The organism is Asanoa hainanensis (assembly GCF_900188485.1).
GTDB lineage: Bacteria > Actinomycetota > Actinomycetes > Mycobacteriales > Micromonosporaceae > Asanoa > Asanoa hainanensis.
In genome coordinates, this window is sequence record NZ_FZPH01000002.1 from 469,333 (window position 1) to 482,282 (window position 12,950).

A 12,950-nucleotide genomic window follows, 5' to 3' on the forward strand; every position below is an offset into this window, starting at 1 on the left:
GCCCGATCGGTGCTCATGTCAGGCCGCCACCCGTTCGGGCGCCGGCGTCACCGCGGTGCGGGCCGGCAGGTCCCACTCGGCGTCCGGCATGCGCCACAGGGTCACCGCGCAACCGGCCGTCGCGACCAGCAGCAGGCCGTAGGCGACCGCGTCGACGGCCGGACCCAGGCCCATCGCGACCGCGTGCAGGAACGGGCTCAGCCCGAACAGGATGCCCACCCAGGCCGGCACGGCGCGCGACCGCCACAGTCCGATGCCGAGGACCAGCATGCCGATCAGATGGCCGAGCACGAACACCAGCAGTTGGGTGTTGTAGACGGCGTCGGCGCTGACCGCGTCGAGCAGCGCCGCGACGGTGGCCCGGTCCTCGAGCCGCGACCCGTACCAGTAGGCGGCCTCGACACCGCCGATGCTGGCGATCCCGGCCGACCACGCCAGAAACGAGAGCGTGCCGCCGATCGCCGCGAGGCGGGGTGCGCCGCGCCGGGCAAGCCGCGCCGCGAACAGCACGGCGACAGGCATGAGCAGGATCAACAGCGCGACGAGGGTACGCCCGGCGGCGGCCGGAACCGCGGTGCCGGAGACCTCGGCAAGCTGGTCGACCGCGGGCGCGTCCTGATCGAAATGCGGCTCGGTCAACGTGCCGGCGATCAGCCCGAGCGGGCCGAGCACCAGAACGGCGGCGCCGGTGAAGCGGGAGAGTCTGCGGGTGTCCACGGCCGTGTCCCTTCGTTGGGGGTTTGTGGACACGAGCGTCCGACACGCCTTGACCCGGGCGGCAGAGTCACCGGTCCCGGGACGGCCGGGAAAACGCCGGACGGTGCGGTGATCATGAACAAACCTCGGTCGCCGTCACCGGGATGGGTGAGGTGAAACGGGGCGCGGCTACGCGAGACTTGGTAGTTCTGTGCCTGCCCCGGGCGGCAGAAGGGATTGGTATGCCATACAGCGTGTTCGAGCGGTTCGAGGTCGAGGACGGCGAGCTGCGGGTCGAGCTGCTCGTCCAACCGGCCATCAACTACGCCCTGGTGCACAACCGGGTGCCGCTGGTACGCCACGTGGCTCTGACCAATCGCACCGAGGCACCGCTGCGCGACGTTGACCTGCGACTGGAACTACACGGCCCGGACGGTGCCCTCGGCGAGGCATGGGAACGCTCCGTCACCGTGCCCGTGCGGCCGGGCGCGGAGATCGCCTGGGACGACTTCGCTGGGTTCGGGCCGGGGATGGCGCGGCTGCGCGGCACGGACGAGGCCTTCCCGGTCGACTACGTGTTGACGGTGAGCCAGCCGACTCGGCCGGATGTCCGGTTGTCGGCACCCTCGTCGGTGCTGGCGCACAACGAGTGGTTCAACAGCCCAGCGCTGTACGACTCGCTCGCGGCGTTCGTGCAGCCGAACACCGAGGCGGTGGCCGCCGTCCTGCGGTCGGCGGCGCAGATCCTTCTCGACCGGACCGGTTCCGGCTCACTCCAGGGCTACCAGGCCGGTCCGGAGCGCGCCGCGCGGATCGCCGGGGCGGTGTACGAGGCCCTTCGCGGCATCGGGATCCACTATCAGGGCCTTCCGGCGTCGTTCGAGAACACCGGGCAGAAGGTCCGCACGACCGCCGGTGTTCTCGACGGCCGGCTCGGCAACTGCGTGGACCTCTCCGTCACCTACGCGGCGTGTCTCGAGCAGGCCGGCCTTCGCCCGTTGATCTGGCTGACCCGGGGACACGCCTTCGCGGGCTTCCACCTCGACGAGGACCGCTTGGACTCGACCGTGGTCACCGAGGGAAACCTGCTCGTGTCGATGGTCGAGTCCGGCAAAGCGGTCCCGGTCGAGCTGACGGGGATCGGCCCCGGCGCCGAGTCGTTCGACTTCGGTGCTGCGGTCGAGGCGGGGGTGGGCCATTTCCGTGTGGCCGCCGACCTGCTCGGCGTGGTCGACGTGTACCTGGCCCACCGATCGGGTATTCGGCCGATGCCGTCGGCTGACGAGACAGCCGCGCAGCCCACCGTATCGACCGGCCGCGCGGTGGCCGGCCAGGGCTCGATCGACCTGCCGTCGGGGGTCGCCAGGCTCCGGCTGGAGCAGCGCGAGCGCGCCGGCGACGACGCGCCGCAGCAGGTCGACGAGTCGCCGGCGCGCGTACAGCGGTGGAAGCGGTCGTTGCTCGACCTGAGCCTGCGCAACCCGTTGCTCAACCTGCCGAAGCGCGGCAAGGGTCTGGATCTGCACGTGCCGGCCGGCGCGCTCGCGAGCCTCGACGACCTGGTGCACAGCGGCAAACGGCTGGAGATCGTGCCGCAGGACGACTTCAGTCACGTCCACGAGCTGGCCGGCGCCCGGCGTGCGCAGGACCTCGATCCGGAGATGTTGACCCGGGAGCTCCGGGCGGACAAGCGCATCTACGGCAACGTGCTCGCCCAGCGCTACCGGAACGCCATGCGCGGTCTGCAACGCGACGCCCGCACGATGGAGCAGGAGACCGGCAGCAACTACCTGTACCTAACCCTCGGCACACTGGTGCACCCAAAGACCACAGGCGACGACGCGTACGCTCCGTTGTTCCTGCTCCCGGTCCGGATCGAGGGCGGCACCGGACGGCGGGGCTACACGCTGGCCATCGACGGGTCGGAGATCGCGTCTCCGAACTACTGCTTGGTGGAGTGGTTGCGGGTCAAGCATCGCGTCCAGATCTCCGAGCTGGAGCGGCCGATCCGCGACGAGCACGGCATCGACATCCCGAAGACGCTCGCCGCGATCCGCGACCAGCTCGTCGAGAATCGGCTCAACTACCGCATCGACGAAACGGCGAGCCTGCGGCTCTTGCAATTCTCCACGTTCCAGATGTGGCGAGACCTGACCGACCACTGGCAGACCTTCATCGCCAACCCGGTGGTCAACCACCTGGTGAAGACCACCGGTGCCACGTTCGACGATCCGGCCGGTGACGACGTGGATCCGCCGGTCGACGAAGGCGCCCTGCACCTGCCCATCCCCGCCGACGGTTCGCAGATGCAGGCGATTCTGCTGGCTGAGCGAGGTCATTCCTTCGTTCTCGAAGGTCCGCCGGGCACCGGGAAGTCGCAGACGATCACCAATCTGATCGCCCGGGCGGTCACGACCGGAAAATCGGTGCTCTTCGTCGCGGAGAAGCAGGCCGCGCTCGATGTGGTGAAGCGGCGTCTGGGTCAGATCGGCCTGGACTCCTTCGCGCTCGACCTGCACGGTCGCAAGCAGTCGCTCAATGCGATCCGACAGCAGCTCCGCGACGCGTTGGAGCAGGACGACACCGGCGACGACGCCACCTGGACCGCGGTGGAGACCGGCTATCGCTCCCGACTGGCGCCGTTGTCGGCGTACCCGGGACGGATTCACTCGGCCAACGGGGCCGGGATGACCGCATGGTCGGCGTACGAGGCCACCCTCGCCTACGGCGAAGGCATCACCGCCGCGGTGCCCGTTCCCCACCTCGCAGTCGCGGAGGAGCTGCGCGAACGGGTGGAACGAAACCTGCGCTCGTTCCCGGCGGTGGGCCACTCAGCGCGCCTGCGGTGGGACCATCCATGGGCGATCAGCGGTCGCCGCAGCGTCGACGGACTGCATCCCGACGCGCTCGTGCAGCTAGGTCGGGATCTCGAAGAAACGCGGACCGGCCTGCGTGACCGGCCCGCGCTGGCCGTGCTCGTGCGGGAGCTGCCGAACCCGGAAGACGTCGCGCGATTTCTGCCAGCCGCTCGCCTGGCTGTCCGTGGCGCGTTGCCGGACCGCCCCACCACCGTGCGGGCGACCGGCTCAGGCTGGGACGACGCGATCGTCGGGTACGTGTCGAGCCTGGCCGGATTCCGGCGCGAGTACGCCGGTGAGTTCATCACGTTCCGGCCCGAGGTTTTTCAGTTCCCTGGAGCTGGACAGCTGGCGTGACGAGGCGCACCAGGCAGGTAAGCGCCTGCTGAACAAACGCAAGGCGCTGGAGAAGGTGGCCGACAAGCTGCGGCCTCAGCTCGCACCGGCCGCGTCCGTGCTGGCCGAGAACCTACAATGGACTCTCGATCGGCTCGTCGCGGCGCGGGGTCACGCGAGTGCGCTCTACCAGCAGCTCGGCGCCATCGGCGGTCTTCGGCTGCCCGCCGGTTGGCTGCCCACGGCACCGGACGCGGAGCGTCAGCTGCACCAGGCCTGTGAAGCAACCGAGATCAGCCGGGTTCTGCTGCGCGAGCATCCGGCGATGTGGGCTCTCTTCGAAGCCGGATTCGGCCCCGCCGACCTCGAACTGCTGGAGCGGCTGCGCTCTGGATGGCAGGCGTGGCGCGGCGCTCTGCACTGCGGCCCCGCCGAGTTCGCCTTCTGGGCGGGCGAATCCGGCTGGCACGAGGCCTGGCAGCGAGACGGCTCGAGCTGGCTCGCGGCACTCAAAACCGACGGTCTGCTTCCGGTGCAACGATGGGGTGCCGCACTCGCGCACGCCGATGTTCTCGCCGAGGCCGGGTTGACCGAGTTCCGCACGCAGTTGCTGCGTGGCGTGATCGATCCTGACGAGGCCGAGGAGGCGTACCGGCGCGGCGTCGCGACCACGGCCCTCGCGGAACGCCTGCGGGCCGGTGAGGTCGAGTACTTCGACGCGCAGTTGCACGACACCCACATCGACCAGTTCGAGACGGTCGCCGCCCGGCTTCGTGCCGCGCTTCCGGAGCACCTGCCGTCGGTCCTCGTGCGGCGACGGCCGTTCAATCCGCACGAACGTCGTGGGCGCGTCGCGGACTTCACCGCCGAACTGCGTCGCAAGCGGGGCGGCAGGTCATTCCGGGAGCTGTTCCAGTCCTACCCCGATATTGTCCTCGCGCTGACGCCCTGCGTGCTGGTCAGCCCGGCCTCGGCCGGGCACTTCCTCGCGCCGGACGCCGCCAGATTCGACCTGGTCGTGTTCGACGAGGCGTCGCAGATCCGGGTGGCGGAGGCTATCGGCGCGATGGGGCGCGGCACCTCGGTGGTGGTGGTCGGCGACTCGAAGCAGATGCCGCCCACCACCGTCATGCAGGCTTCCCACGGAGAGGAGGAGGACGCACCCGACAGCGGTCCGGTGCCCGAGGACCTCGACAGCATCCTGAGCGAGGCAGTCGAGTCCGGCCTGCCCCAGCGGTGGCTCTCGTGGCACTACCGGAGTAGGGACGAGTCGCTGATCGCGTTCTCCAACCGCTACTACTACGACAACAAGCTTTCGAGCCTTCCCTCGCCGGGTGCCGATCCTGATGCCGGTGTGCGCTGGCGCCGCGTCGACGGTCAGTTCGACCGAGGTGAGTCGCGCACCAACGCGGTGGAGGCGCGGGAGGTCGTGGCGGAGATCGTGCGCCGGCTGCGGGAACCAGCGACCCGCGCCGACTCGATCGGCGTCGTGACCTTCAACGTGCAGCAACGCGACCTCATCCTCGACCTGCTCGAGGACAGCACGGACCCGCTCGTGCGGGAGCGCATGTCCGAGGACGAGACCGAACCCATCTTCGTCAAGAACCTCGAGAACGTGCAGGGCGACGAGCGGGACGTGATCCTGTTCTCGCTGGCCTTCTCCACTAATCCGGAGACGGGCAAGTTGCCGCTCAACTTCGGTCCGCTCAGCCAGACCGGTGGCGAACGACGGCTTAACGTCGCCATCACGCGGGCGCGCAGGCAGGTCGTGCTGTTCTCGTCGTTCGACCCCGGCGACATCGACCTCGCCAGGACCACGGCGATCGGCACCCGCCATCTACGGGCGTACTGCGAGCTGGCCGCGTCCGGCGTGGACCGGCTGGGTGACCTGTCGTCGACCCGCCGGCAGCGCCGGGACCGGATCAGGGAAGAGGTCGCCGCCGCGATCCGGACGCGTGGCCACGAGGTGATCACCGGGCACGGCCTGTCCGACTTCACGGTCGACATCGCGGTGCGCGTCCCCGGCGCCCCGCGTTGGCAGGTCGCGGTCATCCTCGATGGGCCGCAGTGGAGCGCCCGCCCGACCGTCGCTGATCGCGACAGCGCGCCCGCGTACCTGCGCGGCATCATGGGTTGGCCGGAGCTGGTGCGCTTCTGGCTGCCGGCGTGGGTCCGCGACCGGGCCGCGATTCTCGACCGTGTCGACGCCGCGGTCGAGCGCGCGGTGGGTGCGCAGGCCCGGGCGGCCGCGGAGGCGCGGACGGCCGCCGAGGCACAGCTGGCCGCGGCGGCCCGGGCTGCCTTGGAGGCAGCGGCAGCCGAGGAGCAGCCGGAACCCAGCACGCCCGTAGCCGACCCGTTCAGCGGCGAGCAGGTGCGCGCGATCGTCAGCGAGCGGCGCGGGCCGACCCCGACTCAGTCGCCCGCAGAGGTCGCGGTCGAACCCATGTCTTTCCAGCCGTACGAGCCGACACTGGTGGGTGACACGACCGACCTGGACGTTGTGCGAAGCAGCGCGCGGGTGCAAGCGGCCGTCCGAGCCGTCCTGCGTGAGGTGATCGCCACCGAGGGCCCTGTCGAGCAACACCGGCTGGCCCGGCTCACCCTCAAGTGTTTCGACCTGCACAAGACGAACGCGGACCGCCGGGCCTCGGTGCTGGCCCTGGTCGATCCGGGGACGCTGCGGGTACACCCGATCGGCACGTTCGCTTGGCCATCCACATTGGATCCGGAGGCTTGGCGCGGCTTCCGTCGGGCCCGCAACAGCTCGGACCGCGACTTCGACGAGATCGCACCCGAAGAGATCGTCAACGCCGTGTGTCACGCGCTGGCATCCGCTCGACGGGCCGAGCAGGATCTGCTGCGCGCGACCCTCGAGCGGCTCGGCTACCGTCGGCTGACCGAGAAGATCGAGAGCCGCTTGCGGTACGGCCTCGAGTTCGGTCAGGAGCGGGGGCGGATAGCCCGCGACCCCGACGGCCGCTACCGGTTGGGCCCGACGACGTGACCGGTGCCGGGGTGCCCGCCCCCGTGTGCGGGCACCCCGGCACCGGATGTTCAGCGGGTCAGCGCCAACGACGGCGTGGGAGCCGCTTCGGGCGCGGACTCCGTGACGCCGAAGCGGGTGTGGAGGCGGGCCAGCCAGGCCGGCGCCCACCAGCTGTAGCGGCCCAGCAGGGTCATCGTTGCCGGGACCAGGAGCATGCGGACGATCGTCGCGTCCAGTAGGACTGCCAGCACCAGGCCCAGGCCTACCGAGCGGATCGGGACGAAGCCGCCCGCTACGAAGCCGGCGAAGACGATGGCCAGCAGCAGGGCCGCCGCGGTCACGATCCGGCCCGTCAGTTGCAGGCCCTCGGCGACCGCGGTCTCCGGTGAGGCGCCGGCCAGCCAGCGTTCGCGCATCCGCGACAGCAGGAACACCTCGTAGTCGACCGACAGGCCGAAGGCGATCGCCGCGACCAGGACCGGCACCGTCAGGTTCGTGCCGTCCAGCTCCGGCAGGCCCAGGTTGCCCCACTGGAAGACCCAGACGACCGCGCCCAGGGCGGCGCCGATGCTGAGCAGGTTGGTCAGCACCGCCTTGATCGGCAGGATGATCGAGCCGGTGAACAGGAACAGCAGGAGCAGGGTGCCGAGCAGCACCAGCGCGATCGCCCACGGCATCCGCTCGCCCAGCATGGCGCGGTAGTCGATGAGCCGGGCCGCGTCGCCACCGACGAGGCTGTCGACGGGCAGATCGCGCACGGCGGTCGCCACCGCGTCCTGGTGCTCCTGGTCGACGTCCGCCTGGACCAACGACTCGTCGCCGATCGGGCGCACCTCGACCTCGCGTACGCCCGGCATGGTCTGGATCCGATCCCGCAGGGTGGTGACGGCGGGGCTGTCGGGCGCGGCGGCGACCACGGCGGAGACCTCGTCCGGGCGGACCTCGTCGGGGTAGTGGACGACCAGCTCGTCGTAGAGGGCGCGGGTTTGCGTGCTCGCCGGCAGCAGGCGGGCATCGCCGCCGGACAACCGCATGTCGAGCACCGGGATCGCGAGGAACAGCATGGCGACGAGGACCGTCAACGCGGTCACGGCCGGGCGGCGCTGCACGAGCCGGGCGAGCCGGGCGAACACCCCGACACCGGCCGGGCGCGGCGCCCGCGGCTTGATCCGCTTGCCGAACAGGGCGAGCAGGGCCGGCAGCAGGGTCAGCGCGGCCAGCAGATCGAGCACCACGACCGCCGTGCCGGCAATGCCCATGGAGCGCAGGAACGGGTCCGGGAAGACGGTCAGCCCGGCCAGCGCGACCGCGACGGTCAGGCCGGAGAACAGCACGGTACGCCCGGCGGTCGCGGCCGTCCGCAGCACTGCGCCGTCGACCGCGGCGTCCACCGCCCGCTCCTCGCGGAACCGGTAGACGACCAGCAGCGCGTAGTCGACGGCCAGGCCGACGGCGAGCATCGTGACGATCTGGATCGAGTACACGGACACGTCGGTCACCTGGCTGAACGCGAACAGCACGCCGAACGTGCCGCCGACCCCGACCACCGCGATCAGCAGCGGCAGCCCGGCGGCGAGCAGGCCGCCGAAGACGATCAGCAGGAGCAGCAGCATGACCGGCGTACTGAAGATCTCAGCCCGGGCCACGTCGCTGGCCGCCTGTTCGCTGAACTCGTCCTCGCTCAGCGAGCCGCCCGACACGGTCACGGTGCCATCGGAAAGGCCGGCGCGGATGGTGGAGGCGGCCTGCGCCGCGACGTCGTCCGCGTCGTCGCCGAGGTCCATCGTGACGGTGAACAGGAGCGCTCGTCCGGTGTCCGGAGCGGCCACCGGCGGACTGACCTCGGCCACTCCCGGCATGGCCGCCAGGTCCGCACCGACCCGGTCGACCGCGGCCAGCACGGCGGGGTCGGTGGCGGAGATCCCGGTGACGATCGCGGTGATCTCCTCGGGCGCCGGAGCCAGCGCGTCGCGTCGGTCGGAAGCGCGGTCCGACTCGCTGCCGGGCACCACGCCGACGTCACCGACGAGGCGCTCGAAGACGCCGACACCGACGGTGAAGCCGGCTGCGACGACGGCCAGCCAGATCACCAGCACGATGACGGGACGGCGTACGGAGAAGCGGGCGAGTGAGGTTGTCATAGACGAAATCCAACGCCGAACGCGAAAAAAGGGGATCGCCGTCCGGAGTGGACTCCGGCTCACTCGCCGGAGCGAGGAACCACCAGTCCGGCCTCGTACGCGAGGACTACCGCCTGCACCCGGTCGCGCAGGGCGAGCTTCGTGAGCAGGTTGCTGACGTGCGTCTTGACGGTGTGCTCGGTGACGTAGAACTCGGCGGCGATCTCCGCGTTGGACAGTCCGCGGGCGACCGCCTTGAGCGTCTCGGTCTCCCGAGCGGTGAGCGCGGCCAGCCGGGCGTCAGCGAAGCCCCGGCGCGGGGCGGCGGCCCGCGCCACCACGTCAGCGATCAGCCGCCGGGTCACCGTCGGGGCCAGCAAGGCCTCGCCGCCGGCCACCACCCGCACCGCGTTGACCAGGTCGTCGCGGCGCATGTCTTTGAGCAGGAAGCCGCTCGCGCCGGCCCGCAGCGCGTCGTAGACGTACTCGTCGAGGTCGAAGGTGGTCAGCACGAGCACTCGGGTGTCGGACGCGGCGCAGATCCGGGCGGTGGCCGCGATGCCGTCGACGTGCGGCATCCGGACGTCCATCAGCACCACGTCGGGACGCAGCCGGGCCGCTGCGTCGATCGCCTGCGCGCCGTCGGCGGCCTCGCCGACCACGGTGATGTCGGGCTGGGCGTCGAGGATGAGCGCGAACCCGCCCCGGACCAGCTCCTGGTCGTCGGCGACGAGCACGCGGATCGGTTCAGCCACGGACTACGACCGACTCCACGACGGGCAGCGTAGCGTGCACCCGGAACCCGGGGCCATCCGTCGCGGCGCCGGTCAGCAGCGTCCCGCCGCACGCGGCCACCCGCTCCCGCATGCCGATCAGACCGTGTCCGCCGGTGCCGCCCGGCCGCCGGCTCGGGCCGCGGCCGTCGTCACGGACCTCCAGCACCAGCGCCTGGTCGGACCAACGCAGCAGCACCTCGACCCGGGCGGCGCGGGCATGTCGGACCACATTGGTCAGTGCCTCCTGCACGACCCGGTACGCGGCGACGGCGGTGTCCGCGGGGATCGGCCGCCGGTCGCCGGCCTCGTCGAGGGTTACCGCGAGGCCCGCCACCCGGGCCTGCTCGACCAGCGGCGGAATGGCGTCGAGCCCGGGTTGCGGTGTCCGGGTGGCCGGCTCCGACCGCAGCACGCCCAGCGTGCGCCGCAGTTGGGTGAGCGCGTCCCGGCCGGCGTCGGCGATCGCGTCGAACACCTGCTCGGCCCGGGCCGGGTCGCGGCGCACCACCACCGGGCCGGCCTCGGCCTGCACGACGATCAGGCTCACCGAGTGGGCCACGATGTCGTGCATGTCGCGGGCGATCCGCTCGCGTTCGCGGGCCGCGGCCTGGGCGTAGTCGGCGGCCAACTGCTCGGCGCGGGCCTCCAGGTTGGCGATCAGGCCGCGCCGGGAGCGGGCGATGGCGCCGAGCGCGTACGCGCCGCCGAACAGGATCACCGAGGCGCTCACCGGCAGGATGCTGTTCTTCGGCGTCAGCGAGATGGTCAACCCGACGATCGTGCCGACGATGCCGAACGCCCGCCAGGCCGGGCTCGCCAGCGACGCGAACGTGTAGGTGGCCACGAGCTGTCCGAACGGGACCTCTTTGATGAGGTCGTTGACGGCGAGGAACGCCGTGGCGCAGCCGGTGACGAGGGTGACCGGGACGGGCCAGCGGCGCCGCCAGGCCAGGGGCAGCGAGCTCAGCGCCGCGAAGACGTACATGGTGAAGGTGTCCTCGCCGTCGACCACCGGCGAGGCGATCGTCGCGAGATAGCAGAGCAGGGCGATGATCGAGTCGATGACCAGCGGCGGCAGGCGGTACGCGGCGTCCGTCACCTGCCGGACGGCCCGGCGCGCCTGCTCGACCACGCTGGCAGTATCCGTCGCGCCCGACCGCCCGCGCCTCCCTCCCAGGAGGGAGCCCGAAATTAATCTGAGGTGCTGTCGAAAACGGCGTCTCCCCGTTCGACCACCGGGTAGAAGAGGGTCGCGATGGCGGCCCGAGACACAGGAGGAAACATCGTGAAGGTCATGGTCATGATCAAGGGGACCGGCGCCGACGAGGGCAAGATCGCCCCGACCGCGGAGATGCTGAAGACGATGGGCGAGTACAACGACAAGCTGATCAAGGCCGGCATCATGCTGGACGGCGGCGGGCTGCGGCCCAGCTCCGATGGTCGGCAGATCGTCTTCGAGGGCGGCACGACGTCGGTCGTCGACGGCCCGTTCACCGAGTCCAAGGAGATCATCGCCGGGTACTGGGTGTGGCAGGTCAGCTCGATGGAAGAGGCCGTGGAGTGGGCGCGGCAGTGCCCGAGCGACCCCGACCTCGGCGTGCGCGCGGTGCTGGAGATCCGGCCCTACTACGACGAGGCCGACTTCGCGGACCTCAGCTAGAGAAAGAGCGGGGGGAGGGGCGACATGGACGCACGGCGGACCGTCGAAGCGGTGTGGCGGATGCATTCCGGGCGGCTGGTCGCCTCCCTCACCCGGCTCGTCAACGACGTCGGGCTGGCCGAGGACTTCGCGCAGGACGCCTACCTGGCGGCGCTCGAACAGTGGCCGCGCGACGGCGTCCCGGACGAGCCGGCCGGGTGGTTGCTCACCACGGCCCGCCGCCGGGCGATCGACATGATTCGTCGAGAGGGGGTACGCGACCAGAAGTACGCCCTGCTGGCGGTGGACGACGAGGCCGGCGCCGCCGCCGCGACCGACGAGGAGCTGCTCTCCCTGGTGTTCGTGGCCTGCCACCCGGTGCTGGCCCAGGAGTCCCGGGCTGCGCTGACGCTGCGGATGGTCGGCGGCTTGAGCACCGACGAGATCGGCCGCGCGTTCCTGCTGCCGTCGGCCACGATCGGCCAGCGGATCTCCCGGGCCAAGCGCACGTTGGCCGAGGCCGAGGTCCCGTTCGCGCTGCCAGACCCGGACGACCTGCCGGCCCGCCTCAGCGCCGTGCTGGAGGTCGTCTACCTGATCTTCACCGAGGGCCACGCGGCGACCTCAGGCGACGACTGGATCCGTCGCGACCTGGCCGAGCAGGCGATGCGCTTCGGCCGGGTGTTGGCCGCGTTGATGCCCGCCGAGCCCGAGGTGCACGGTCTGGTCGCCCTGATGGAGCTGCAGGCGTCGCGGTTCGCCGCCCGGACCGGCCCGTCGGGGGAGGCGGTGTTGCTGGAGGACCAGGACCGGTCGCGCTGGGACCGCACGCTGATCGCACACGGCCTGACCGCCCTGGCCCGCGCCCGCCGGCTGCGCAAGCCCCTCGGTCCGTACACGGTGCAGGCCGCGATCGCCGCCTGCCACGCTCGCGCGCCAAGCTTCGCCGACACCGACTGGGTGGCGATCCTGGCTTTGTACGACGCCCTGTCCCAGCTCGCCCCGTCGCCGGTCGTGCGGTTGAACCGCGCGGTCGTCCTGCTGCAGGTGGACGGCCCACAGGCGGCCCTGGACGCGGTCGACGAGCTGGGCGCTGATCCGCGGCTGGGCCGCTACCACCTGTACGGCGCGATCCGCGGCGACCTGCTGCTCCGCCTGGGCCGCCGAACCGAGGCGGCCGAAGAGCTGGAACGGGCGGCGGGCCTGGCACCCACCCGCCAGGAACGCAACCTCCTGATGGAACGCGCGGCCGCCGCGACCCGATGATTGAGACCTGAGCCGTCAGGGCACATCGACGGGCATGGGTTCGAAGCAGCGCTGGTCAATCCGTCCAGGCTCGGTGGCGCTGACGCGCGCCCAGTGGGTAACCGCGGCGATCTGCGTCGCGGTCGCCGTCGTCGGCGGCCTCGCGCTGGGGTTGGCCGTGAGCGCCGCGGCGGCGGGCATTCTCGTCGGCATCGCCGGACTGGCGTTGGCGATGGTGGTCGCGTTCGGGCGCCGGCCCCGCCCTTGACCCTGGCCGCCAGGTATGACCTG

9 protein-coding genes are annotated in these 12,950 nt (G+C 71.2%); 5 read left to right on the forward strand and 4 right to left on the reverse strand.

Going from position 1 to position 12,950, the window contains the following annotated elements; genetic code table 11:
* Positions 1-18 precede the first annotated feature (18 nt).
* Positions 19-717, reverse strand: coding sequence for a hypothetical protein (locus tag CHC05_RS06065; RefSeq protein ID WP_089245534.1), 699 nt, complete (start codon positions 715-717; stop codon positions 19-21).
* Between the two features lie 221 nt (positions 718-938).
* On the opposite strand from CHC05_RS06065, the gene CHC05_RS06070 reads away from it, so the two are divergent.
* Positions 939-3,911: a DUF4011 domain-containing protein gene (locus CHC05_RS06070; RefSeq protein ID WP_089245536.1), complete on the forward strand. Its 2,973-nt coding sequence runs from the start codon at positions 939-941 to the stop codon at positions 3,909-3,911.
* Positions 3,850-6,897 (forward strand): AAA domain-containing protein, encoded by a 3,048-nt coding sequence (locus CHC05_RS06075; RefSeq protein ID WP_144022491.1) that lies wholly within the window; start codon positions 3,850-3,852, stop codon positions 6,895-6,897. Before CHC05_RS06070 ends, CHC05_RS06075 begins: the two co-directional genes overlap by 62 nt.
* 50 nt (positions 6,898-6,947) lie before the next feature.
* Here the strand turns inward: CHC05_RS06075 and CHC05_RS06080 are convergent, their stop codons facing one another.
* The 3 genes from CHC05_RS06080 to CHC05_RS06090 are packed head-to-tail and all read right to left on the reverse strand — an operon-like array spanning position 6,948 to position 10,907.
* A complete protein-coding gene (locus CHC05_RS06080) occupies positions 6,948-9,020 on the reverse strand; it encodes an MMPL family transporter (protein WP_089245538.1) in 2,073 nt (690 codons plus the stop codon).
* 59 nt (positions 9,021-9,079) lie between these two features.
* Positions 9,080-9,754 (reverse strand): response regulator, encoded by a 675-nt coding sequence (locus tag CHC05_RS06085; RefSeq protein ID WP_089245540.1) that lies wholly within the window; start codon positions 9,752-9,754, stop codon positions 9,080-9,082.
* Positions 9,747-10,907, reverse strand: coding sequence for a sensor histidine kinase (locus CHC05_RS06090; protein ID WP_089245542.1), 1,161 nt, complete (start codon positions 10,905-10,907; stop codon positions 9,747-9,749). Before CHC05_RS06090 ends, CHC05_RS06085 begins: the two co-directional genes overlap by 8 nt.
* A gap of 162 nt (positions 10,908-11,069) precedes the next feature.
* On the opposite strand from CHC05_RS06090, the gene CHC05_RS06095 reads away from it, so the two are divergent.
* Genes CHC05_RS06095 through CHC05_RS40540 form a run of 3 tightly spaced genes read left to right on the forward strand, consistent with a single transcriptional unit; the run spans position 11,070 to position 12,927 of the window.
* The gene (locus CHC05_RS06095; protein WP_245870696.1) at positions 11,070-11,435 is read left to right on the forward strand and encodes a YciI family protein; all 366 of its coding nucleotides are present in this window, start codon (positions 11,070-11,072) and stop codon (positions 11,433-11,435) included.
* A 24-nt stretch (positions 11,436-11,459) separates the two neighbouring features.
* Entirely contained in the window at positions 11,460-12,680 is a 1,221-nt protein-coding gene (locus tag CHC05_RS06100) for an RNA polymerase sigma factor (protein ID WP_089245546.1), read from the forward strand.
* Positions 12,681-12,714: 34 nt separating this feature from the next.
* A complete protein-coding gene (locus tag CHC05_RS40540) occupies positions 12,715-12,927 on the forward strand; it encodes a DUF4229 domain-containing protein (RefSeq protein ID WP_144022492.1) in 213 nt (70 codons plus the stop codon).
* Positions 12,928-12,950: the final 23 nt, after the last annotated feature.

Coding starts and splice junctions, on each gene's coding strand:
- CHC05_RS06070 (WP_089245536.1), top strand. CDS start 939: ATGCCATACAGCGTGTTCGAGCGGTTCGAGGTCGAGGACGGCGAGCTG.
- CHC05_RS06080 (WP_089245538.1), bottom strand. CDS start 9,020: ATGACAACCTCACTCGCCCGCTTCTCCGTACGCCGTCCCGTCATCGTG.
- CHC05_RS06095 (WP_245870696.1), top strand. CDS start 11,070: ATGGTCATGATCAAGGGGACCGGCGCCGACGAGGGCAAGATCGCCCCG.
- CHC05_RS06100 (WP_089245546.1), top strand. CDS start 11,460: ATGGACGCACGGCGGACCGTCGAAGCGGTGTGGCGGATGCATTCCGGG.
- CHC05_RS40540 (WP_144022492.1), top strand. CDS start 12,715: ATGGGTTCGAAGCAGCGCTGGTCAATCCGTCCAGGCTCGGTGGCGCTG.